This window comes from Cellulomonas biazotea, from assembly GCF_004306155.1.
Classification (GTDB): Bacteria; Actinomycetota; Actinomycetes; order Actinomycetales; family Cellulomonadaceae; genus Cellulomonas; species Cellulomonas biazotea.
Genome location: NZ_BIMR01000107.1, coordinates 1 through 22233 on the forward strand (window position 1 = coordinate 1; position 22233 = coordinate 22233).

21 protein-coding genes are annotated in these 22233 nt (G+C 73.2%); 16 read left to right on the top strand and 5 right to left on the bottom strand.

All coding sequences use genetic code 11. The features are described 5' to 3' along the window. A partial coding sequence (locus CBZ_RS08490; RefSeq protein ID WP_130781138.1) for a GNAT family N-acetyltransferase occupies positions 1-676 on the top strand: 676 nt, incomplete at its 5' end. 13 nt (positions 677-689) lie between these two features. Here CBZ_RS08490 and CBZ_RS08495 read toward each other — a convergent pair. Further along, on the bottom strand, positions 690-1871 hold the full coding sequence (locus CBZ_RS08495) for an ROK family protein (protein WP_130781139.1): 1182 nt from the start codon (positions 1869-1871) through the stop codon (positions 690-692). Positions 1872-1980: 109 nt separating this feature from the next. Between CBZ_RS08495 and CBZ_RS08500 the strand changes: the two genes are divergently transcribed. The 7 genes from CBZ_RS08500 to CBZ_RS08530 all read left to right on the top strand — a co-directional run bounded on the left by CBZ_RS08500 (position 1981) and on the right by CBZ_RS08530 (position 10083). Beyond that, positions 1981-3507: a sugar ABC transporter ATP-binding protein gene (locus tag CBZ_RS08500; protein WP_130781140.1), complete on the top strand. Its 1527-nt coding sequence runs from the start codon at positions 1981-1983 to the stop codon at positions 3505-3507. Further along, complete coding sequence (locus CBZ_RS08505; protein WP_130781141.1) at positions 3504-4571, top strand: ABC transporter permease; 1068 nt, start codon at positions 3504-3506, stop codon at positions 4569-4571. The genes CBZ_RS08500 and CBZ_RS08505 overlap by 4 nt, the downstream gene beginning before the upstream one ends. A gap of 88 nt (positions 4572-4659) precedes the next feature. Next, positions 4660-5712, top strand: coding sequence for a substrate-binding domain-containing protein (locus CBZ_RS08510; RefSeq protein WP_130781142.1), 1053 nt, complete (start codon positions 4660-4662; stop codon positions 5710-5712). A 117-nt stretch (positions 5713-5829) separates the two neighbouring features. After that, positions 5830-7011: a Gfo/Idh/MocA family protein gene (locus CBZ_RS08515; protein ID WP_130781161.1), complete on the top strand. Its 1182-nt coding sequence runs from the start codon at positions 5830-5832 to the stop codon at positions 7009-7011. A gap of 2 nt (positions 7012-7013) precedes the next feature. Then, entirely contained in the window at positions 7014-8015 is a 1002-nt protein-coding gene (locus CBZ_RS08520) for a sugar phosphate isomerase/epimerase family protein (RefSeq protein ID WP_130781143.1), read from the top strand. A gap of 87 nt (positions 8016-8102) precedes the next feature. Then, entirely contained in the window at positions 8103-9611 is a 1509-nt protein-coding gene (locus tag CBZ_RS08525) for an outer membrane protein assembly factor BamB family protein (RefSeq protein ID WP_130781144.1), read from the top strand. A 49-nt stretch (positions 9612-9660) separates the two neighbouring features. Next, the gene (locus tag CBZ_RS08530) at positions 9661-10083 is read left to right on the top strand and encodes a pilus assembly protein CpaE (RefSeq protein ID WP_130781145.1); all 423 of its coding nucleotides are present in this window, start codon (positions 9661-9663) and stop codon (positions 10081-10083) included. A gap of 30 nt (positions 10084-10113) precedes the next feature. Here CBZ_RS08530 and CBZ_RS08535 read toward each other — a convergent pair whose 3' ends face one another. Genes CBZ_RS08535 through CBZ_RS08550 form a run of 4 tightly spaced genes read right to left on the bottom strand, consistent with a single transcriptional unit; the run spans position 10114 to position 12098 of the window. Next, entirely contained in the window at positions 10114-10842 is a 729-nt protein-coding gene (locus tag CBZ_RS08535) for a DUF1353 domain-containing protein (RefSeq protein ID WP_130781146.1), read from the bottom strand. A gap of 3 nt (positions 10843-10845) precedes the next feature. Further along, on the bottom strand, positions 10846-11418 hold the full coding sequence (locus CBZ_RS08540) for a DUF5655 domain-containing protein (RefSeq protein WP_130781147.1): 573 nt from the start codon (positions 11416-11418) through the stop codon (positions 10846-10848). A 21-nt stretch (positions 11419-11439) separates the two neighbouring features. After that, on the bottom strand, positions 11440-11841 hold the full coding sequence (locus tag CBZ_RS08545) for a PIN domain-containing protein (RefSeq protein WP_246013174.1): 402 nt from the start codon (positions 11839-11841) through the stop codon (positions 11440-11442). After that, complete coding sequence (locus CBZ_RS08550) at positions 11823-12098, bottom strand: type II toxin-antitoxin system Phd/YefM family antitoxin (RefSeq protein WP_130781149.1); 276 nt, start codon at positions 12096-12098, stop codon at positions 11823-11825. The genes CBZ_RS08545 and CBZ_RS08550 overlap by 19 nt, the downstream gene beginning before the upstream one ends. Before the next feature lie 132 nt (positions 12099-12230). Here CBZ_RS08550 and gatC point away from each other — a divergent pair, with 132 nt between their 5' ends. From gatC to CBZ_RS08590, 8 genes are all read left to right on the top strand, one after another. Beyond that, positions 12231-12530 carry an Asp-tRNA(Asn)/Glu-tRNA(Gln) amidotransferase subunit GatC gene (gatC, locus tag CBZ_RS08555; RefSeq protein ID WP_013771889.1) on the top strand — a complete coding sequence of 100 codons (300 nt, stop codon included), beginning with the start codon at positions 12231-12233 and terminating at the stop codon, positions 12528-12530. Then, a complete protein-coding gene (gatA, locus tag CBZ_RS08560) occupies positions 12527-14038 on the top strand; it encodes an Asp-tRNA(Asn)/Glu-tRNA(Gln) amidotransferase subunit GatA (RefSeq protein ID WP_130781150.1) in 1512 nt (503 codons plus the stop codon). Before gatC ends, gatA begins: the two co-directional genes overlap by 4 nt. Further along, positions 14035-15531, top strand: coding sequence for an Asp-tRNA(Asn)/Glu-tRNA(Gln) amidotransferase subunit GatB (gene gatB / locus CBZ_RS08565; RefSeq protein WP_130781151.1), 1497 nt, complete (start codon positions 14035-14037; stop codon positions 15529-15531). Before gatA ends, gatB begins: the two co-directional genes overlap by 4 nt. 318 nt (positions 15532-15849) lie before the next feature. Further along, positions 15850-16881 carry a LacI family DNA-binding transcriptional regulator gene (locus tag CBZ_RS08570; RefSeq protein ID WP_130781152.1) on the top strand — a complete coding sequence of 344 codons (1032 nt, stop codon included), beginning with the start codon at positions 15850-15852 and terminating at the stop codon, positions 16879-16881. An 81-nt stretch (positions 16882-16962) separates the two neighbouring features. Then, positions 16963-18969, top strand: a complete 2007-nt coding sequence (locus tag CBZ_RS08575) for a beta-galactosidase (RefSeq protein ID WP_130781153.1) — start codon at positions 16963-16965, stop codon at positions 18967-18969. A gap of 71 nt (positions 18970-19040) precedes the next feature. Further along, a complete protein-coding gene (locus CBZ_RS08580; protein ID WP_165446705.1) occupies positions 19041-20342 on the top strand; it encodes an ABC transporter substrate-binding protein in 1302 nt (433 codons plus the stop codon). Then, the gene (locus tag CBZ_RS08585; RefSeq protein WP_130781155.1) at positions 20339-21289 is read left to right on the top strand and encodes a carbohydrate ABC transporter permease; all 951 of its coding nucleotides are present in this window, start codon (positions 20339-20341) and stop codon (positions 21287-21289) included. Before CBZ_RS08580 ends, CBZ_RS08585 begins: the two co-directional genes overlap by 4 nt. Then, positions 21286-22212, top strand: coding sequence for a carbohydrate ABC transporter permease (locus CBZ_RS08590; RefSeq protein ID WP_218022734.1), 927 nt, complete (start codon positions 21286-21288; stop codon positions 22210-22212). Before CBZ_RS08585 ends, CBZ_RS08590 begins: the two co-directional genes overlap by 4 nt. Positions 22213-22233: the final 21 nt, after the last annotated feature.

Sequence of the window (22233 nt, forward strand, 5' to 3'; positions counted from 1 at the left end):
CGGGTGGCGGGTCGGCGCGTCGGGCGGGCTGACGCGACGGGCGAACAGCGCGCTGCCGGTGACGCGGCCGGCGGACGTCGAGGCGGCGCTCGACGAGGTCGAGCGGGTGTACGCGGACGCAGGGCTGCCGTCGGTCGTGCGGGTCGGCCCGGGGACGGGCGGGGACGACGTGGAGCGCGCGCTCGTCGCACGCGGCTACCGGGTCGCGTCCGACACGGACGTGCTGGTCCGGACGCTCGACGGCCTCCCGCGGGCCGTGCCGGGGCGGGTCGACGTGCGCGTGACGAGCCACCCCGACGACGCCTGGCTCACGACGTGGCTGGGCGTGAAGAGCGCGGGGGCTGACGCGGGCACCGCCCGGCGGATCCTCGACGGGGCGCCCGCGGTGTACCTGACGGCGCTCGACGCGGGGCGACCCGTGGCGGCGATCCGTGCCGCGTTCGCGGAGGACTGGGTAGGGCTGTCGTGCCTGGTCGTGGACCCCGCTGCGCGACGGCGTGGCCTGGGCCGCACGCTCACGCTGCGGGCGCTGGACCTGGCCCGTGAGCGGGGTGCGCGGCGCGCGTTCCTGCAGGTCGAGGCCCACAACGCGGCCGCGGCGCGGCTGTACGCGCGGCTCGGCTTCGCCCCGGCGGACCGCTACCGGTACCGGGAGCTCGCGCGCACGGACGCGTGAGGACGCCCCCCGCTCAGCCGACGAGCGCGTCGATCGCGGCGGGGGACAGGACGTGCTCGGCGGCCATGGTCGCGGCGCCGAGGACGCCCGCGCGGGCGCCGGTGCGGGACGTGACGATGCGCAGGTGCTGGGTGGCCAGCGGCAGGGAGCGCCGGTAGACGACCTCGCGGATCCCCGCGAGCAGGTGCTCGCCGGCGTCGGCGACGACGCCGCCGATGACGATCATCGACGGGTTGAGCATCGACACGCACGCCGCGAGGACCTCGCCGATGTGCCGTCCGGCCTCGCGGACCTCCCGGCCCGCGGCGAGGTCGCCGGAGCGGACGAGCGCGACGACGTCGGCGCTGCTGCGGGCGTCGAGTCCCTGGGCCTGCAGGGCGGTCGCGATGGCGGGCCCGCTGGCGACGGCCTCGAGGCAGCCGGTGTTGCCGCACCGGCACGGCAGGTCGAGCCCGCCGGGGACGGCGATGTGGCCGAGGTCGCCGGCGGCTCCCTGCGCGCCGCGGCGGATGGCGCCGTCGGAGATGATCCCGGCGCCGATGCCGGTGGCGACCTTGACGAAGAGCAGGTGGTCGACGGTGCGCCAGGCGGTGGCGTGCTCGCCGAGCGCCATGATGTTGACGTCGTTGTCGACGAGGGCGGGCACGTGCAGCCGGCGGCCGAGGTGGCCGGGGACGTCGGCGTCGTCCCAGCCGGGCATGATCGGCGGGTTGATGGGGCGCCCGGTGGAGTGCTCGACGGGCCCGGGGAGCCCGACGCCGACGCTGACGAGGTCCTCGGCCTGACGGTCGGCCTTGTCGAGCAGCAGGTGGCCGAGCTCGGCGACGCGGTCGAGGACGGGGGCGGGTCCGTCGGCGATGGCGATCTGCTCGCTGTGCTCGGCGAGGACGGTGCCGGCGAGGTCGGTGACGGCGAGCCGGGCGTGCGTGGCGCCGAGGTCGACGGCGAGGACGACGCGGGCGGCGGGGTTGAACGCGAAGGTCGCGGGGGGCCGGCCGCCGGTGGAGGTGGCCTCGCCGGCGGGGGCGACGAGCCCGGACCCGAGCAGCGCGTCGACGCGCGCGGCGATCGTGGAGCGGGCCTGTCCGGTGAGTGTGGCCAGGTCGGAGCGGGTGCGGGGCTGGCCGTCGCGCAGGAGCTGGAACATCTCGCCGACCCCGGTGGGCTTGGGGGCGGCCTTGGCCAGCTCGTCCATGCGCACAGTGAACCATCCCCTCTTTGGTAGGTCACGTTCGCATAACTGTGCCACATCCGAGACAACTTTTGCTTGACCGCCGACAGAAGTCCCCCGTACGTTCGGCCGCATGGTCACCGACGACCGATCGACCGACCGGCCGATCCTGCAGATGCGCGGCATCGTCAAGCAGTTCCCCGGCGCGCGCGCCCTCGACGGCGTGGACCTCGAGGTCCGTGCGGGCGAGGTGCACTGCCTGCTCGGCCAGAACGGTGCCGGCAAGTCCACGCTCATCAAGGTGCTCGCGGGCGCGCACCAGCCCGACGAGGGGCAGATCCTCCTCGACGGCAGCCCCGTGACCATCGCCCACCCCGTCGCGGGGCTGAAGCTCGGCGTCGCGACCATGTACCAGGAGCTCGACGTCGTCGACGGCCTGTCCGTCGCGGAGAACCTCTACCTCGGCCACGAGCTCGCGAGCGGCGGCTTCACGCAGCGTCGCGCCGCGACCCAGCGGACCCGGGAGATCCTGCGCCGTCTCGGCCACCCCGACATCTCGCCGCACCGCGAGGTCGGCAGCCTGTCCGCCGCGGGCAAGCAGATCGTCAGCATGGGGCGCGCCCTGTCGCACGACGCGCGCGTCATCGTGATGGACGAGCCGTCCGCCGTCCTCGACAGCGAGGAGGTCGCGAACCTCTTCCGCGTCGTCCGCGAGCTCACGTCGCAAGGCGTCGCCGTCGTCTACATCTCGCACCGCCTCGAGGAGATCCGGCAGATCGGCGACCGGATCACCGTGCTCAAGGACGGTCGCACCGTCGCGGGCGGGCTGCCCGCCGCGAGCACGCCCACCGCCGAGCTCATCCGCCTCATGACCGGCCGGACGGTCGAGTACGCGATCCCGCGCCGGCCCCCGGTCGCGGCCGACGCCCCGACCGTGCTGAAGGTCGAGGGCCTGAGCCTGCGTGGCGAGTTCACCGACGTGTCCTTCGACGTGCGCGCGGGCGAGGTCGTCGGGCTTGCCGGGCTCGTCGGGTCCGGCCGCTCGGAGATCCTCGAGACGGTGTTCGGCGCACGCCGGGCCACCACCGGAACGGTCGGCGTCGACGGCAGGGCCGTCCGCGCGGGCTCCGTCGGTGCCGCCGTCCGCGCCGGCATCGGCCTGTGCCCCGAGGAGCGCAAGAGCCAGGGCCTGCTGCTCGACGAGCCCGTCTACCGCAACATCACGCTGTCGACGTTCGCCCGCACCGCGAACGCGTCGTTCCTCGACGAGCCGACCGAGCGGCGCACGGCCCGCGAGCAGATCGAGGCGCTCGACCTGCGCCCGTCCGACCCCGACCGCACGGCCCGCACCCTGTCCGGCGGCAACCAGCAGAAGGTCCTGCTCGCACGGTGGCTCGTGCACGGCTGCCGCGTCCTGCTGCTCGACGAGCCCACCCGCGGCGTCGACGTCGGCGCCCGGGCCGAGATCTACGGCATCGTCGCGCAGCTCACCGCCCAGGGCGTCGCGGTCGTCGTCGTGTCCAGCGAGATCGAGGAGGTGCTCGGCCTGTCCGACCGCGTCCTCGTCCTGTCCGAGGGGCGCGTCGTGCACACCGGCCCCGCGTCCGCGATCGACGAGCACCGCGTGCTCGACCTCGTCATGGAAGGAAGTGCCGCGTGAGCGAGCACGGAACCCCCGCCTCCGCGCGTGTCCCCGCCGCGGACGAGACCGCCCGGATCGAGGGCAGCGGCGGCAAGACCGCCGTCGACCGCCGCATGCGCAACCCCCTGCGCGGTGCCGCCGGTCGCAACCTCGGCCTCGTCATCGCGCTCCTGCTCGTGTGCCTCGTCGGGTTCGTCACCGCCGGCGAGCGGTTCGCGAGCTTCGACAACCTCATGACGATCCTGCGCCTCGCGGCCGTGCTCGGCGTGATCTCCATCGGCATGACGTTCGTCATCACCGGCGGCGGCATCGACCTGTCGGTCGGGTCCGTCATCGGGCTGTCGTCCGTCTGGGCGTCGACCCTCGCCACGCAGACCATGGCGAACGACTTCCACTGGTCCGTCATGGTGTTCACCGCGCTCGCGGTCGGGCTCGGCGCGGGCGTCGTCAACGGTGTCCTCATCGCGTACGGGAGGGTCGTCGCGTTCATCGCGACGCTCGCGATGATGGTGGCCGCGCGCGGCCTGGCGGAGATGATCGCGAACCGCCAGACGCAGGTCGTCCGCGTCCCGGCCTTCTCCGACGTCTTCCGGCTCGCACCGCTCGGCATCCCGATGCTGGTCTGGATCTTCGCGGTCGTCGCGGTCGTCGGCTGGGTCCTGCTCAACCGCACGACGTTCGGGCGGCGCACGGTCGCGGTCGGCGGCAACCCCGAGGCGGCCCGCCTGGCGGGCATCAACGTCAAGCGCCACACCATGTACCTGTACGCGCTGTCCGGGCTCGCCGCGGGCATCGGCGGCGTCATGATGCTCGGCCGCACGACGGCGGGCTCGTCGACCAACGGCCTCTACTACGAGCTCGACGCGATCGCCGCCGTCGTCGTCGGCGGCACCCTGCTGGCCGGTGGTCGCGGCACGATCGTCGGCACCGTGCTGGGCGTCCTCATCTTCACGACGCTCACCAACGTGTTCACGCAGAACAACCTGTCCATCTCGGCGCAGGCGGTCGCGAAGGGCGTGATCATCGTCGTCGCGGTCATCCTCCAGCAGCGCATCGCCGAGCGCTCCCGCGCGGTCACCTGACGCGCCGTCCCCGCACGCCCGCATCCCCGACCCCACTCCGGCACGTCCCCACGCTCCACCGGAAGCATCCCGATCAAGGAGGATCGTCATGTCCGCACCTCTGCGCCGCCGCTGGCTCGCCGTCGCCGGTACCGCCGCCGCCCTCGCCCTCGTGGTGGGCTGCACGTCGAACACGCCCGAGGACACGTCCGACGACAGCACGGGCGCCGCCCCGGTCGCCGCGGGCTCCGGGAACGACGAGCCCGGCGACACCGTCACGATCGGCTTCTCCGCGCCGGCCGCCGACCACGGCTGGATGGGCGCCATCACGAAGTCGGCGGTCGCCGAGGCCGAGAAGTACTCCGACGTCGAGCTCGTGCAGGCCGAGGCGACCAACGACGTCAACCTGCAGATCAGCCAGATCGAGCAGTTCATCAACGACGGCGTGGACGCGATCGTGCTGCTCCCGTTCGACGGCGCGGCGCTCACCGAGGTCGCGACCCAGGCCATGCAGGCCGGCATCGTCGTCGTCAACGTCGACCGCGAGTTCGACGACCCGAACGCGGCCCGCACGACCGTCCTCGGCGACAACTACGGCATGGGCGTGAGCGCCGGGCACTACATCTGCGAGCAGCTCGGCGGCACGGCCGGCGCGAAGGTCGCGGAGATCGCCGGCATCGACTCGCTGCCGCTCACGCAGGACCGCAGCCGCGGCTTCTCCGACGCGCTCGGCGAGTGCGGCCTCGAGGTGAGCAACCGCGTCGCGGCCGACTTCACCGTCCAGGGCGGCGAGGCGGCCGCGGCGAACCTGCTGCAGGCCGCGCCCGAGCTCGACGCCATCTGGAACCACGACGACGACCAGGGCGTCGGCGTCCTCGCAGCCATCGAGAACGCGGGCCGCGACGAGTTCTTCATGGTCGGCGGCGCCGGCTCGAAGAACGTCATGGACGCGATCAAGGCCGACAACACGGTGCTGAAGGCGACCGTCATCTACCCGTCCACGCAGGCCGCCGACGGCATCAAGCTCGCCCGCCTGCTGGTCCAGGGCAAGTCGATGAGCGACCTCGTCGAGGTGGAGGTGCCGCGCACCATCCAGCTCTACGCGCCCGTCGTCACCAAGGAGAACGTCGACCGCTACCTGCCGACGGCCTTCGAGTCCTGACCCGCACGCACCAGCCAGAACCGCGCCGGGCGGGCACTCCGCAGGCCCGCCCGGCGCACCCTCGACCCAGGAGGACCCGTGACAGCACCCGACGCGCTCCCACGGCTCGGCATCGGCATGGTGGGGTACGCCTTCATGGGCGTGGCGCACTCGCAGGGGTGGCGCAACGCCCCGCGGTTCTTCGACCTGCCGCTGCACCCCGACATGGCGGTCGTCGCCGGCCGGAACGCGGGCGCCGTGCGCGCCGCCGCCGACCGGCTGGGCTGGCGGGACACGGAGACGGACTGGACGGCGCTCGTCGCCCGCGACGACGTCGACCTCGTGGACGTCTGCACGCCGGGCGACACGCACGCCGAGATCGCGGTCGCCGCGCTCGAGGCCGGCAAGCACGTGCTGTGCGAGAAGCCGCTGGCCAACTCGGTCGAGGAGGCCGAGGCGATGGTCCGCGCCGCGTCCGCCGCCCGCGACGCCGGGGCGCTCGCCATGGTCGGCTTCACCTACCGGCGGGTCCCGGCGATCCAGCTCGCGCGGCGGCTCGTCGCCGAAGGGCGGATCGGCACCGTCCGGCACGTGCGCGCGCAGTACCTGCAGGACTGGATCGCCGACCCGCAGGCACCCCTGTCGTGGCGGCTCGACAAGCAGAAGGCCGGGTCGGGGGCGCTGGGCGACATCGGCGCGCACGTCGTCGACCTCGCGCAGTTCGTCACCGGAGAGCACCTCACCGGGGTGTCGGCGCTGCTCGAGACGTTCGTCCGCGAGCGGCCCGTCGCGGGCGCGTTCAGCGGGCTGGCCGGGACCCGCTCGACCTCCGGGGAGACCGGCCCCGTGACCGTCGACGACGCCGCCGTCTTCCTCGCGCGCCTGTCCGGCGGCGGCCTCGCCACGTTCGAGGCGACGCGGTTCGCGTACGGCCGCAAGAACGCGATCCGCGTCGAGGTGAACGGCTCCGCCGGGTCCCTCGCGTTCGACTTCGAGGACATGAACGTCCTGCACTACTTCGACGCGTCGCTGCCCGCGTGGGAGGCGGGGTTCCGCCGCATCGTCGTCACCGAGCCCGAGCACGCGTACGTCGCCTCGTGGTGGCCCCCGGGGCACGGGCTCGGCTACGAGCACGCCTTCACGCACCAGGCCGTCGACCTGGTCCGCGACGTCGCCGACCACCGCCAGCCCCGGCCGAGCTTCGCCGACGGGCTCCAGGTGCAGCGCGTCCTCGACGCCGTCGAGCGGTCCGCCGCCGACCGCAGCACCTGGACCGACATCCCCGCGCCGGCCCCCGAGCCGGCTGGAACGGAGGCCTGACGATGACCCGTCCGATCACGCTCTTCACCGGCCAGTGGGCCGACCTGCCGTTCGAGGAGGTCGCACGCCTCGCCGCCGGCTGGGGCTACGACGGCCTCGAGATCGCCTGCTGGGGCGACCACCTGGACCCCTGGCGATGGGACGACGACGCGTACGTCGACTCGCGCCGCGAGATCCTCGACCGGCACGGGCTGAAGGTCTTCGCGATCTCCAACCACCTCAAGGGCCAGGCCGTCTGCGACGACCCCATCGACCAGCGGCACCGCGACATCCTGTCCGACCGGGTGTGGGGCGACGGCGACCCCGAAGGCGTCCGGCAGCGCGCCGCGCAGGAGATGCAGCACACCGCCCGGCTCGCCGCGAAGCTCGGCGTCGACACCGTCGTCGGCTTCACCGGGTCGTCCATCTGGAAGTACGTCGCGATGTTCCCGCCCGTCTCCGAGGCCGCGGTCGACGCCGGCTACCAGGACTTCGCCGACCGCTGGCACCCGATCCTCGACGTCTTCGACGAGGTCGGCGTCCGGTTCGCGCACGAGGTCCACCCCAGCGAGATCGCCTACGACTACTGGACGACCGTGCGGACCCTGGAGGCCATCGGCCACCGCGAGGCGTTCGGCCTCAACTGGGACCCCAGCCACTTCGTCTGGCAGCAGCTCGACCCCGTCGACTTCATCCTCGAGTTCCGCGACCGGATCTACCACGTGGACTGCAAGGACGTGAAGCTCCGCCTCGGCAACGGCCGCAACGGGCGGCTCGGCTCGCACCTGCCGTGGGCCGACCCGCGCCGCGGCTGGGACTTCGTGTCGACCGGCCGCGGGGACGTGCCGTGGGAGGCGTCGTTCCGGGCGCTCAACCACATCGGCTACTCCGGGCCGATCTCGGTGGAGTGGGAGGACGCCGGGATGGACCGGCTGCTCGGCGCCCCCGAGGCGCTGGAGTTCGTCCGCCGCAACGCGTTCGACCCGCCCGCCGCCGCGTTCGACGCGGCGTTCAGCACGCGCTGACCGTCCGGTCGGCCGCCGCGGGGGAGGGCCCGGCGGTCGACACGCGAACCGCCCCCACGGTCGCACGGGGTCCCGTAGCGTGCGCGCATGGCCAGGGGGATGCAGCGGGTCGAGCTCCACGACGACCAGGACGCGGACCCGACGCCGCCTGTCGCGGTCAGGCCCGCCGTGCGCCGGGCGCGACGCCGGCTCCTCGCCGCGGGTGCGCTCGCCGTCGTCGCGACGCTCGTGCTCGTCGGCACGCAGCAGGTGCTCGACCAGCGCCGCCGGGCCGCCGACGCCGCGCTCGCGGTCCGTTATGCCGACGTGAGCGGGGTGGTGGACCCTTTCGGCGCGGACCTCCAGGTCGCGTGGCGGACGGACGGTACGACCGCGGGCGCCGCGCGGGCCACGGCCGGCGCCGGGGACGTCGTGGTCGGCGTCGACCGAGTCGGCCCGGACGACCTGGTCGTCGTCGGCGTCGATCGCGACGACGGGACGTTGCGGTGGTCCACGCCGGTGCGGCTCGACAGGCCTCCGCAGAGGGACGAGCGACCGTACTGGGTGGACCCGTCGCTGGACCCGGTCGACGTCGGGGCTCTCCTCGACGAGATGGCACAGGGCGTCGGCGACACGTGGTGCGTCCCGACCAGCGGGGAGCGGACGCTCGTCGTGTGCGGAGCACGACGGGGCCGCGGCGACGTCCCGGTGCCGTTCGCGACGTCCGTGTGGGTCCTCGACCCGGACGACGGCACCGAGGTCCGGAACCTGCTGATGCGGACCGGCGTGTGGGTCCGCCCGCTCGGGGACGTCCTGGTCTCCGTGCGTGGCATGACCGCTGCGGGCGAGCCGGCCGTCGACGAGCAGCCGACGCACTGGTCGGTCGAGGGCCTCGACCTGGCCACGCAGCAGTCGCGCTGGTCGTGGACGAGCCCGCCGGTGGCCGGTGACGCCGTGGTCCCGGAGGTCACGTTCTCCGAGCCGTCCGCCGGCCGGGTCCTCGTGCGTGTCGGCGACACCGCCTGGGTGGTCGACGCCGACGGGGTTCTCGTCGACGAGGCGACGGTCGCCGACGAGCAGGGTGCGGTGCTCGCCCGCAACGGCGACGTCCGTCCACTGACGCTGCGCACGTCGGACGACGACGGCCTGGCGCGTACCGAGCAGCCGGCGACGGTCGAGGTCGACGACGGCACCCTGCCGGAGCTCAGCCTCGCCGTGCGCACGGGGCTCGACGACACGGCGCTCGTCGCGCGGTCCGCCGACGGCACGGAGCAGTGGCTCACGGCCGGGGTGCGCCTGCCGCTCGCGGTGCTGGACGGGCGCGTCCTCGTCCGGACGTTCGACGGCCTCGCCCTCGTCGACGGCAACGACGGCTCGCGCGTCTGGTCCACCCGTACGGGTGTCGACGAGGACTCGGTCGCGACGGACGGTCGCACGGTCCTCCTGCGGACGGGGAACCGGCTGCAGGCCCTGTCGCTCGAGTCGGGTCGTCCGCAGTGGCACCGGACCTTCCAGGAGCTGGGGCTTGGCCGCGCGGGTACCGAGATCGACGTCGCACCCGGCCTGCGCCGGGTCGTCGTGCGGACGCAGCAGAGCGACGCGGCGGTGCTGCGCTGAGGGGCCGCGACCGGGTGACGTCCCGACGTGGGCGGCCGATACTGGACGCATGATCACCGTCGACCTCGCGCTCCGTCTCCGCGACGCGGGCCTGCGCTGGCGTCCCGCGTCCGGCGACCGCTTCGCCGTGCTCTCCCCGGAGATGTACGGCGAGGTCTTCACGATCAGCGAGATGACGATCGAGGCGCACACGTACCCGACGGGCACGATCCTCGGGTTCAACGGGACGACGGAGTGGGCGCTCGACTCGGTCGCGCAGGAGGACGCGCTGTGGCTGCCGCGTGAGGACCAGCTCCGCGACCTGCTCGGCGGGACGTTCCGCAGCCTCGCGCGCTCGACGGACGGGTCGTACCAGGTGCTCGTCGAGCGGCCCGGTCACCCGGAGCAGGTGTTCGGCGCGGAGACCGCGGCGGACGCGTACGGCGAGGCGCTGCTGTCGCTGGTGCACGAGGCGGTCGAGCGCGCGTCCTGACGACGCAACGGCCCCGACGGCCGTCGGGCCTCACCGCCCGGCGACCCCCACGCGCGTCGGCCGGATGACGGGCCGCGGCCCGCCGAGCACGAGCGACACGACCCACGCGACGGCCCAGACGACGACCTGCACGGCGAGCGTCACGAGCGCCGCGGCGGCGAGCAGCGCGTAGAGCCAACCGAGCGCGAGCAGGGACGCGACCAGCGCGGCGTCGCGCCGGGCGATCAGGCAGGCGAGTCCCGCGGCGGCCGCGAGGCCGACCCACACGGGCCACGACGCCCCGGCGACGACGCCCCACACGAGCGCCGCCCACCACGCGACGACGAACGCGATCAGCAGGACGCCGACGGCGGTGCGGTGCTCGACGTACCGGCCGACGCCGACCGCCGCCCACATGACGTGCGCGCGCAGCCGGGACACCCCGGTCTCCTCCAGGGCGACGCGGAAGACGTCGTCGATGGTCCGCCGCCGCTCCCACCCCTGCGCGGGCGGGTCGGTGCGGGCCAGCGCGGAGCCGTGGTCGTGCAGGACCGCGGCGCGCGCCTGCCGCCCGAGCGGTGCGATGACGCCCCACACGGGCCACGGCACGGACGCGAGGTCGGTGCGGGTGCCCGCCGGTGCCTCGAACGTCTGCCCGGGCCAGCGGGGGTGCGTGTAGACGACGGTGCGCTCCAGACGGAACGCGTTCCAGTCGTCCGGTCCCCACTCGCGCAGGTGCAGGCCGTCGAACGGCTCGCCGTCCGGCCCGTGGAACGGCACCGGTCAGCCGTTCTGCTCGTAGGCCGCGCGCAGCAGGGCGCGGAGGTCGTCGTCGACCTGCGAGACGTCGGTCAGGCCGACCTTGTGCGTGGCAGACCCGGGCGTCTTCGCGGGCACGAGCCGCGGGCTGTCGGGCGGCGAGACGAACCGCAGCCCGACGTCGACGCGTTTCGCGGTCGTGGCGGCGACCGCGGCGAACTGGCGGGTGCGGACGAAGGGCACGTACGTGCCGCGGCCCTCCCGCTGCACGTCGTCGCCGAGCGCGATGATCGCGTCCTCGACGGCGTCGTAGATCGGACGGAGCGCGGCGCGGGGGCCCGCGTACTGGCTGTCGACGTACGCGTCGATGCTCGGCCGCTGCCAGCCCGCGGACTCCGCGACGGAGAACGCGATCGCCCACTGGGTGTTCTGCGGGACGCCGTGCACGTCGCGCAGCCACGCGCGGACGGCCTTCTGGTCGAGCGGGTCGAGACCGCTGTCGGTCCGCACGAGGTGCACCCACTCGCCGAGGTCACGACCGGTGCGCGACCGCATCCCCTCGGTGACCGCGGCCATCATGTCCTCGGGCGACGCCATGCCTCCAGGGTAGGCCCGTGGTCACAGCCGCGACGGGCGGACGATCTCGACGAGGTGGCTGAACGGCTCGAAGTCGTCCACGTTCTCGGTCATGACGGCGGCCCCGTGCCGGTGCGCCTGGGCGGCGATGAGCGCGTCCTTGCCGCGGACGCGCGCGCCGGAGACGCGGGCGCGGTGCGCGACGATGCCGTACGAGCGGGTCGAGGCGAGGTCGAACTCGATCCAGTCGAACAGGGCGTCGAGGTCGTGGAGGCGAGCGAGTCGCTCCCCGGCCGCGCGCATCGAGGGCGCGGCATTGACGCCGAACTCGAGCTCGGCCCGCGAGAGCATGCTCGCGCCGTACAGCTCGTCGGGATCGAGACGGTAGAGGTGCAGGTCGATGAGCACGTTCGTGTCGAGCAGGATCACGACCGCGGCTCCCACGGGTCCTCGACGTCCTCGTCGTCGCGGGCGGCGTCGATCTGCGCCTTGAGCAGCGCGGAGTCGTCAGGGGTCGACGGGCGGACGCCGAGCAGGTCGTGGCCCCGGACCCAGCGCGCGGAACGCGTCCGGTCGGCGACCAGGTGCACACCGGTCGGCCTGCCGTGCGTGGTGATCGCGATCGCCTCGTCCGCGGCCAGGACCTCCTGGATGACCGCGTTGGGGTTCTGCTTGAGCTCCCGGGTCCCGACCGTGCGCATGGCGCCAGGGTAGGCCGTGATGTAGACGTGCGTCTACATCACGGCGGTGGGGCACCGCCGGTCGACGGCCCGTCGCGCGGGGCGCGGTCACGGCCCACGGACGGCACCTCGCCGATGACTAGACTCTCCGCCATGTCCTCCCTCTCTCGCGACGAGGTCGCGCGCGTGGCGGGGCTGGCCCGGATCGACCTGACGCCGGCGGAGATCGACCGCCTCGCGGGCGAGCTCGACGTCATCGTCGAGTCGGTCGCGCGCGTGAGCGAGATCGCCACGCCCGACGTGCCGGCCACCAGCCACCCCCTGCCGCTGACCAACGTGTTCCGCCCCGACGTCCCGGTCGCCCCGGTGGACCGTGACGCGGTGCTCGCCGCCGCGCCGGCCGCGCAGGACGGCAAGTTCCTCGTACCGCAGATCCTGGGGGAGGACGCGTGACCGACTGGACGCGGCTGAGCGCCGCCGCCCTCGCCGAGAAGCTCGCCGCGGGCGAGGTGACGAGCGTCGAGGTGACGCAGGCGCACCTCGACCGGATCGCCGCCGTCGACGGTGCCGTGCACGCGTTCCTGCACGTTAGCGCCGAGCAGGCGCTCGCGACCGCGGCCGACGTCGACGCGCGCCGGGCCGCCGGCGAGGAGCTGCACCCGCTCGCGGGCGTCCCGATCGCCGTCAAGGACGTCGTGGTGACGAAGGGCCTGCCGACGACCGCGGGCTCGAAGATCCTCGAGGGCTGGGTGCCCCCGTACGACGCGACGCTCGTCGAGCGGATCAAGGCCGCGGGCCTGCCGATCCTCGGCAAGACGAACATGGACGAGTTCGCGATGGGCTCCTCGACCGAGCACTCCGCGTACGGCAACACGCACAACCCGTGGGACCTGGACCGGATCCCCGGCGGGTCCGGCGGCGGCTCCGCCGCGGCGGTCGCGGCTTACGAGGCGCCGCTCGCGATCGGCACGGACACGGGCGGATCGATCCGCCAGCCCGGCGCCGTGACGGGCACGGTCGGCGTGAAGCCGACGTACGGGTCGGTGTCGCGCTACGGCCTCATCGCGATGGCGTCGTCGCTCGACCAGGCCGGTCCGGTGACGCGCACCGTGCTCGACTCGGCGCTGCTGCACGAGCTCATCGGCGGGCACGACCCGCTCGACTCGACGTCGATCCCGGAGCCGCTGCCGGCGCTCGTCGCGGCGGCCCGGCAGGGTGCGGACGGCGACCTGACGGGCGTGCGTGTCGGGGTCATCCGCGAGCTGCAGGGCGAGGGCTACCAGCCCGGCGTGCTGGCCCGGTTCACCGAGTCGCTCGCTCTGCTGGAGCGGGCGGGCGCGGAGATCGTCGAGGTCTCCTGCCCGCACTTCGAGTACGCGCTAGGCGCGTACTACCTGATCATGCCGAGCGAGGCGTCGAGCAACCTGGCGAAGTTCGACGGCATGCGCTTCGGGCTGCGGGTCGTGCCGGAGGACAACCCGACGGCCGAGCGCGTCATGTCGGCCACGCGCGGGCAGGGCTTCGGCGACGAGGTCAAGCGTCGCGTCATCCTCGGCACGTACGCGCTGTCGGCGGGCTACTACGACGCCTACTACGGCTCGGCGCAGAAGGTCCGCACGCTCATCCAGCGGGACTTCGAGGCGGCGTTCGCGCAGGCCGACGTGCTGGTGTCGCCGACCGCGCCGACCACGGCGTTCAAGCTCGGCGAGAAGCTCGACGACCCGCTGGCGATGTACCTCAACGACGTCGCGACGATCCCCGCGAACCTCGCGGGCGTCCCGGGGCTGTCGGTGCCGAACGGCCTGTCGGACGACGGCCTGCCCGTCGGCTTCCAGGTGCTCGCGCCGGCGAAGGCCGACGACCGGCTGTACCGGGTGGGCGCCGCGCTCGAGGCGCTGCTGGAGCAGGAGTGGGGCGGTCCGCTGCTGGCGCAGGCCCCTGAGCTGGAGGAGACCCGATGACGGCGCTCGTGGACTACGACGAGGCGGTCACGCGCTTCGACCCGGTCATCGGCATCGAGGTGCACGTCGAGCTCGGCACGCGCACCAAGATGTTCGACGGTGCGCCCGCGGGCTTCGGCGAGGAGCCGAACACGTCGGTGACGCCCGTGTCGCTGGGGCTGCCCGGCTCGCTGCCGGTCGTGAACGGCACGGCCGTCGAGTACGCGATCCGCATCGGCCTCGCGCTGAACTGCTCGATCGCGGAGTCCTGCCGGTTCGCGCGGAAGAACTACTTCTACCCGGACGTCCCGAAGAACTTCCAGACGTCGCAGTACGACGAGCCGATCGCGTACGAGGGCTGGGTCGACGTCGAGCTGGAGGACGGGTCGACGTTCCGCGTCGAGATCGAGCGCGCGCACATGGAGGAGGACGCGGGCAAGAACACCCACGTCGGCGGCTCCACGGGCCGCATCCACGGCGCGGAGTACTCGCTGGTCGACTACAACCGGGCGGGCATCCCGCTCGTGGAGATCGTCACCAAGCCGATCACGGGTGCGGGGGAGCGGGCGCCCGAGGTGGCCCGCGCCTACGTGCAGACGCTGCGGGACCTGTTCCGGGCGCTGGGCGTGTCCGAGGCCCGGATGGAGCGCGGCAACGTGCGCGCGGACGTCAACGTGTCGCTGCGGCCCACGCCGGAGTCGGCGCTGGGCACCCGCACGGAGACGAAGAACGTCAACTCGTTCCGCTCGGTCGAGCGGGCGGTGCGGTACGAGATCAGCCGCCAGGCGGCGGTGCTCGACGAGGGCGGCTCGATCGTCCAGGAGACCCGGCACTGGCACGAGGACACGGGGTCGACGACGTCGGGCCGCATCAAGTCCGACGCGGAGGACTACCGGTACTTCCCGGAGCCCGACCTGGTGCCGATCGCGCCTGACCGCGCGTGGGTCGAGGAGATCCGTGCCGCGCTGCCCGAGCTCCCGGCGGCCCGTCGCCGCCGGCTGCAGGGGGAGTGGGGCTACGCCGACGCGGAGATGCGCGACGTCGTGAACGCGGGGGCGGTCGAGCTCATCGAGGCGACGGTCGCGGCCGGGGCGTCGCCCGCGGCGGCCCGCAAGTGGTGGATGGGCGAGCTCGCCCGCACCGCGAAGCAGCAGGAGGTCGAGCTCGAGGCGCTGCCGATCACGCCCGCGCAGATCGGCGCGCTGCAGAAGCTCGTCGACGACGGCCGGATCAACGACAAGCTCGCGCGCCAGGTGCTCGAGGGCGTCCTGGCCGGCGAGGGCGAGCCGGAGGCCGTCGTCGTCGCGCGTGGCCTGGAGGTCGTCTCCGACGACGGTCCGCTGCTCGCGGCGATCGACGACGCGCTGGCCGCCCAGCCGGACATCGCGGAGAAGATCCGGTCGGGCAACCTCGGTCCGGTCGGCGCGATCATCGGCGCCGTCATGAAGGCGACGCGCGGGCAGGCCGACGCCGGCCGCGTCCGCGAGCTCGTCCTGGAGCGCGTCCAGGCCTGACCGCACGACCCGCGGGGCCGGTCCGGCGCAGGCCGGGACCGGCCCCGCGGTCGTTCGCGCGACCCGTCCGCGTCGACAGCGGGGTCGGTGTGGAAGGTCTGTTGCACCCTGCGCGACAGACCTTCCACACGAACGAGGGCGGGGAGGAAGGCGGCCCGGCGGGGCGGGGACGAAGACGCGCCGGCGGTTCGGGTGTTCGGCCGCGTCGGCGAATCGCTTCGGTGCTGCTCGGCGGCGCGCTGGGCAGCGGCTTTGGTGGTCCCGCGCACGACGTCGTACAGTGCATGCGAAGCGTTTCGATGACGAAAGGTCCGGGGCATGGCGACGATCACCGATGTCGCCCGCGTGGCGGGGGTGTCGATCAGCACCGTCTCCGCCGCGCTCAGCGGCAAGCGGCACGTCGCCCTCGACACCCGGCAGCGCATCGAGGCGGTCGCGAGGAGCCTCGGCTACCACCCGAACGCCGGCGCGCGGATGCTCGCGGGGACGCGCGCGCAGATGATCGCGCTGTCCGCGCCGCTGCACGCCGACACCTCGACGCCCGCCCACATGCGCTTCGTGCTCGGCGTGACGACCGCCGCGCGCACCGCGGGGTACGACACCCTGCTCCTGGTGCAGGACGAGGCCGCCGAGGGGCTCGAGCGCGTGAGCGCCAGCGCTCTCGCCGACGGGCTCGTCGTCATGGACGTCGACGCCGCCGACCGGCGCGCGGACCTCGTGCGCCGCCAGGGTCGCCGTGCGGTGTTCATCGGCATGCCCGACGACACCGACGGCCTCACGTGCGTCGACCTCGACTTCGCGCAGGCCGCCGAGCTGTGCCTGGACCGGCTGGTGGCGGCGGGGCACCGCTGCATCGGCCTGGTCGGCCAGCCGCAGGTGACGTACGAGCGGGGCGTGAACTACGCGCGCCGGTTCCGCGACGCGTTCGTCGCGCACGCCGCGGCGCTCGGCGTGCTGTGCGAGGTCGTCACGCCCGAGCCGGGGCGCGCGGGTGCGGAGGCCGCGCTGCGGCGCCTGCAGCTGCTGCTGCCGGACCTCACCGCGGTGGTGCTCAACGCGAGCGAGCGCACGACGCGCGCGTTCGTCCGGGCGTGCGGCGCGGCCGGCGTCCGGGTGCCGGAGGACCTGTCGATCGTGTCGGCGGGGGCGAGCTTCGACACCAGCGAGGACGAGGTGCCGCTGGACACCGTCCCGCTGCCCGCGGACACGCTCGGCGCGCGCGCCGTCGCGCTGCTCGTGGCGCAGATCGAGGGCGAGGCGGGACCGGGCGTCGAGCTCCTCGCGCCGCAGTACGTCGCGCGCGGATCGGTGGCTGCGCGCACCCCCGCGGCGGGAGCCGCTCAGGACTGAAGGCCCGGTCAGGGCCGGGACGGGTGCCTGACGATCGATATGCGAAGCGCTTCGGGACTCCGGGGCGCGAGGGAGGACCGGATGACGCACGAGACGCCGACGCTCGTCTACGGCGGGGACTACAACCCCGACCAGTGGCCGCGCGAGACGTGGGACGAGGACATCCGTCTCATGCGGGAGGCGCACGTCAACCGCGTCACCGTCGGCGTCTTCTCGTGGTCGAGCATCGAGCCGCGCGAGGGCGAGTACGACGTCGAGTGGCTCGACATCATCATGGACAAGCTCGCCGACGCCGGGATCGGGGTCGTCCTGGCGACGCCCACCGCCTCGCCCCCGCCGTGGTTCACGCTGGCCCACCCCGAGGCCCTGCCGGTCCGCGCCGACGGCGTCCGCCTGGTGCACGGCAGCCGCGACACCTACAACCCGGCGGCGCCGGCGTACCGCGAGGCGGCGCTGCGCGTGGCTGACATGCTCGCGAAGCGTTACGCACACCACCCCGCCCTGCGGATGTGGCACGTGCACAACGAGTACGGCACGGTCTCCTACGGCCCGGTCACCGACGAGGCGTTCCGGGGCTGGCTGCGCGAGCGGTACGGCACGCTCGACGCGCTCAACGCCGCCTGGTGGACGGCCTTCTGGTCGCAGGGGTACGGCGCGTGGGAGGAGATCCTCGCGCCGCAGGCCACCCAGTACCTGCCGAACCCCGGCCAGGTGCTCGACTTCAAGCGGTTCTCGGCCGACGTCCTGCGCGACGCGCTGCGCGAGCAGGTCGCCGTGGTCCGGGCCGCGAACCCCGCGATCCCGGTCACGACCAACTTCATGCTCCCCACCTGGCACCACTACGACGAGTGGGACCTCGCGGCGGAGATCGACGAGGTGTCGATCGACCACTACCCGAGCGCGCGCGACGTCGAGGGCGAGGTGCACACCGCGTTCGGCGCGGACCTCGCCCGGTCGTTCAACGGCGGCCGCCCGTGGACGCTCATGGAGCAGGCCACGAGCACCGTCTACGACTACGCCGCGGGCCGGATCTACGCCAAGGCCCCCGGCGTGCTGGAGCGTCAGACGCTGCAGTACGTCGCGCGCGGGTCGACCGGCAGCCTGTTCTTCCAGTGGCGCAACGGGCGCGGCGGCGCCGAGCTGTTCCACTCGCCGATGGTGCCGCACACGGGTCCGGACTCCCGGGTGTTCCGCGAGATCGTCGACCTGGGCGCCACGCTGGCCCGCCTGGGCGAGCTCGCCGAGCCGCCCGCCGACGGCGGTCCCGTCAACCGGAACCGGGTCGCGTTCGTCTGGGACTCGACCGCCTGGTGGTCCGCCGAGACGCGCGCGATGCCGACGACCGACCTGTCCTTCCTCGACGCGGTGCGCGCGACGCACCGGGCGCTGTGGTGGGAGGGCATCGGCGCCGACGCCGTCCGGCTCGGCGACGACCTGTCCCGCTACGACGTCGTCCTCGTGCCGAGCAAGCTCGCGGTGAGCGACGCCGAGGCGGCCGCCCTCACGCGGTTCGTCGAGGCCGGCGGCACCGCGGTGACCTGGTACTTCGCCGGGTCGACCGACGAGCACCTGCGCGTGCGGCCCGGTTCCTTCAGCGGCGCGTTCGCCGACCTGCTCGGCATCCGCGTCGAGGAGCTGTTCCCGCTCGCCCCCGACGAGACCGTCGCGCTCGACGACGGCACGGTCGGCGACTGCTGGTCGCAGACGGTCCACCTGCGCGGCGCCGAGGCGCTCGTGCGGTTCCGCGGCGGCCACCTCGACGGCGTCCCGGCCGTCACGCGGCACGCGGTCGGCGACGGCGCCGCGTACCACGTCGGCACCCGGCTCGACCCTGCGGCGCTGCGCCGCCTTCTCGCCGACGTCGTCGCCGCGGCGGGCGTCGAGCGCCACCACCCGCAGGCCGGCGACGGCCTCGAGGTCGTCCGCCGCCACGCGGGCGACCGCACCTACCTGGTCGTCGTCAACCACGACGACGCACCTCGCGAGCTCACGCTCACCGGTCACGACCTCCTCGGCGGACGTGACCTGGACGGTCCCGTGACCGTCCCGCCCGGGGGTCACCTCGTCGTCCGCGAGGTCGCGCGATGACGGACCCGACCCCCGGCACCTGCGCAGCGGTCCGCACCCGGCCCGCCGCACCCTCTGAAAGGAAGCGATCCATGGCACGACGCACACGACTCCTCTCCGCGACCGCGGTCGTGGCCGGAGCCTCGCTCGCCCTCGTCGGCTGCTCGTCCGGCTCGTCGTCGGACGACACCGCGGGCTCGGGCGACGGCGCCGTCACCCTGCAGTTCTGGGGCTGGGCGACGGGCCTCGAGCAGGCCATCGAGGTCTGGAACGAGGAGAACCCCGACATCCAGGTCGACTTCTTCCGGATGACGGGCGACGACGGCGCGAAGATCCCGGCGGCCATCGACAACGGCACCGCGCCGGACGTCGTGCAGATGTCCGTGCACTCGATCCCGTCGCACGTCATCGCGAACCGCCTCACGGACCTCACCGAGCAGGTCGGCGACCTGGAGGACGAGTTCACGCCGGCGTCGTGGGCGAACGTCACGTTCGACGACAAGACGTACGCGGTGCCGCAGGACTTCGGCCCGAACGCGCTGATGTACCGCACCGACATCTTCGAGCAGTACGGCCTGACGGTCCCCACGACGTGGACCGAGTACCTCGAGACGGCCCGCGCGCTCAAGGCGGCGAACCCGAACGCGTACATCGCGCAGATGTCGCCCAACGAGACCGGCTACTGGATCGCCGACGTCTGGCAGAACGAGGGCACCTGGTTCGGCATCGACGGCGACGCGTGGACCGTGGACGTCGACGACGAGGCGAGCCAGGAGGTCGCCGAGCGCTGGCAGACGCTGCTCGACGAGGACCTGGTCAAGGTCGTCGACATGTGGACGCCGCAGTACTGGGCCGAGGTCAACGCGGGCAACATCGCGACGATCAACTACGCCGCGTGGTTCCCCGCGCTGCTCGAGGCCAACGCGGGCGACCTGGCCGGCAAGTGGGGCGTCGCGCCGAGCCCCGTCGACGAGGCGGGCTCGACGGCCGCCGGTGCCGGTGACTCGTCGGTCGACGTCATCCCGACGGGCACGGAGAACGTCGCGCAGGCGGCGGAGTTCCTCACGTGGCTCAACACCTCGCCCGAGGCGCTCGACATCCTCATCACCGACGGCAGCATGTTCCCCGCCGCGACGACGGGGCTCGCCAGCGAGGCGCTCGCGCAGCCGAACGACTACTTCGGCGGGCAGGTCATCAACGACGTCTTCGTCCAGGCCGCCGAGAACGTCCCGGCCTCGTGGGTCGACGGCCCGGTCTACGACCTGGTCCAGGACAACATCAAGGACGAGTTCGCCAAGGTCGCGAACAAGCAGCAGACGTTCGCCGAGGCACTGGCCGCCACCGCGGCCTACGCCAAGGACCAGCTCGAGTCGCAGGGGCTGAACGTCAAGTGACCACCACGGCGGCCGTCCCCACGGTCGCCCGCACGTCCCCCCGCCGTCGCCGCGGCGTCGGCGGGGGGCAGCGGCGGGCGCCGTACGCCTTCCTCGCACCCTTCCTCGGGCTGTTCGCGGTGTTCACGCTCGCCCCCATCCTGCTGGCGGTCTACTCCAGCTTCTTCCAGGTCAAGCGCAGCGGCCTCGGCTTCGGCGGCGACAACACGCTGACGTTCGTCGGGTTCGACAACTACGTCCGTGCGATCGGCGACTCGGGCTTCGTCGCCGGGTTCGGCAGGATGCTCGGCTACGGCGTCGTCCAGGTGCCGCTCATGCTCGGCCTGGCGCTCGTCCTCGCGCTGCTGTTCGACTCCGCGGTCGTCCGCTGGAAGCCGTTCTTCCAGCTCAGCGTGTTCCTGCCCTACGCCGTCCCGTCGGTCGTCGCGGCGCTCATCTGGGGCTTCCTCTACCAGCCGCGCGTCAGCCCGATCGTCGAGGGCCTGCACGCGATGGGCGTCCCGGTCGACTTCCTCGCGCCCGGCACGGTGCTGTGGTCGCTCGCGAACGTGGCCGTCTGGTCCGTCACGGGCGTCAACATGGTCATCCTCTTCTCGGCGCTGCAGAGCGTCCCGCGGGAGATCTACGAGGCCGCGCGCATCGACGGCGCGAGCGAGCTCCGCACGGCGCTGTTCATCAAGATCCCGATGATCGCGCCGTCCCTCGTGCTGACCTTCCTGTTCTCGATCATCGGCACGATGCAGCTCTTCAACGAGCCCATGACGATGCGCGCGATCACGTCCAACATCAGCGGCGACTACACGCCGAACATGGCGATCTTCCAGACGACGACGCTCGGCGGCGACGCGAACCTCGGGTCGGCGATGGCCGTCGTCCTGGGCCTCGTGATCTTCGTGCTGTCGCTCGTCGTGCAGAAGGCCACCAACCGGAAGCGAGGTGCGCAGTGAGCGTCGCCACCGCCCCCGTCGTGCCCGTCGTCGCGGCCGCCGCGACCCCGCCGGCCCGGCGCCGCACGACCAGCGAGGGAGAGCGCCCGAGCCTGCGCGCCCGCGTGTTCGGCTGGGTGTTCATGGCGCTCGTCGCCCTGTACTTCCTCGTGCCGATCTACTGGCTCGTCGTCGCGTCGACGAAGTCCACGTCCGACCTGTTCGGCACGCCGGGGTTCACGTTCGCCGAGCTGAACCTGTGGCAGAACGTCGTCGACGTCTCGACGTACAACGACGGCATCTTCTGGCGCTGGATGCTCAACTCGATGGTCTACTCGGGCCTCGGGTCGGTGCTCATGACGCTCATCAGCCTCGCGTCGGGCTACGCGCTCGCGATCTACCGGTTCCGCGGCCGCAGCGCCGTCATCGCGCTGGTCCTCGCGTCGATGCTCGTCCCGCAGACCGTGCTCGCGCAGCCCGTCTACACGCTGCTCGTGGAGATCGGCCTCAACAACACGATGATCGGCGTCCTGCTGCCGACGCTCGCGTACCCGTTCGGCGTGCTGCTCGCGTTCACCTACGCGACGGCGTCCGTGCCGGAGGAGGTCGTCGAGGCGGCGCGCCTCGACGGCGCGGGCGAGGCGCGGATCTTCTTCTCGATCGGCCTGCGGATGCTCTCGACGGGCGCCGTGACGATCCTGCTGTTCGCCTTCATCGCGAGCTGGAACAACTTCATGCTGCCGCTGCTCGTGCTGAGCGACGCCCGCCTGCAGCCCGTGACGGTCGGCCTGTCCGGCTGGAGCCAGGCGGCCATCACCGTTCCCGGCCTGCAGACGCTCGTCGTGGTCGGTGCGCTGATCTCGATCATCCCGATCATCGTGGTGTTCGTCAGCCTGCAGCGGTTCTGGAAGTCCGGGCTGTCCACCGGCGCCGTGAAGATGTGACCCCCCTCGACGACGGGACGA

Excerpts from the sequence above, each read along its gene's own strand:
- CBZ_RS08495 (WP_130781139.1), bottom strand. The coding sequence starts at position 1,871 with ATGGACGAGCTGGCCAAGGCCGCCCCCAAGCCCACCGGGGTCGGCGAG.
- CBZ_RS08520 (WP_130781143.1), top strand. The coding sequence starts at position 7,014 with ATGACCCGTCCGATCACGCTCTTCACCGGCCAGTGGGCCGACCTGCCG.
- CBZ_RS08550 (WP_130781149.1), bottom strand. The coding sequence starts at position 12,098 with ATGCGCACGGTCGGGACCCGGGAGCTCAAGCAGAACCCCAACGCGGTC.
- CBZ_RS08510 (WP_130781142.1), top strand. The coding sequence starts at position 4,660 with ATGTCCGCACCTCTGCGCCGCCGCTGGCTCGCCGTCGCCGGTACCGCC.
- CBZ_RS08500 (WP_130781140.1), top strand. The coding sequence starts at position 1,981 with ATGGTCACCGACGACCGATCGACCGACCGGCCGATCCTGCAGATGCGC.
- CBZ_RS08575 (WP_130781153.1), top strand. The coding sequence starts at position 16,963 with ATGACGCACGAGACGCCGACGCTCGTCTACGGCGGGGACTACAACCCC.
- CBZ_RS08570 (WP_130781152.1), top strand. The coding sequence starts at position 15,850 with ATGGCGACGATCACCGATGTCGCCCGCGTGGCGGGGGTGTCGATCAGC.
- gatB (WP_130781151.1), top strand. The coding sequence starts at position 14,035 with ATGACGGCGCTCGTGGACTACGACGAGGCGGTCACGCGCTTCGACCCG.
- CBZ_RS08525 (WP_130781144.1), top strand. The coding sequence starts at position 8,103 with ATGGCCAGGGGGATGCAGCGGGTCGAGCTCCACGACGACCAGGACGCG.
- CBZ_RS08515 (WP_130781161.1), top strand. The coding sequence starts at position 5,830 with ATGGTGGGGTACGCCTTCATGGGCGTGGCGCACTCGCAGGGGTGGCGC.
- CBZ_RS08540 (WP_130781147.1), bottom strand. The coding sequence starts at position 11,418 with ATGGCGTCGCCCGAGGACATGATGGCCGCGGTCACCGAGGGGATGCGG.
- CBZ_RS08530 (WP_130781145.1), top strand. The coding sequence starts at position 9,661 with ATGATCACCGTCGACCTCGCGCTCCGTCTCCGCGACGCGGGCCTGCGC.
- gatC (WP_013771889.1), top strand. The coding sequence starts at position 12,231 with ATGTCCTCCCTCTCTCGCGACGAGGTCGCGCGCGTGGCGGGGCTGGCC.
- CBZ_RS08580 (WP_165446705.1), top strand. The coding sequence starts at position 19,041 with ATGGCACGACGCACACGACTCCTCTCCGCGACCGCGGTCGTGGCCGGA.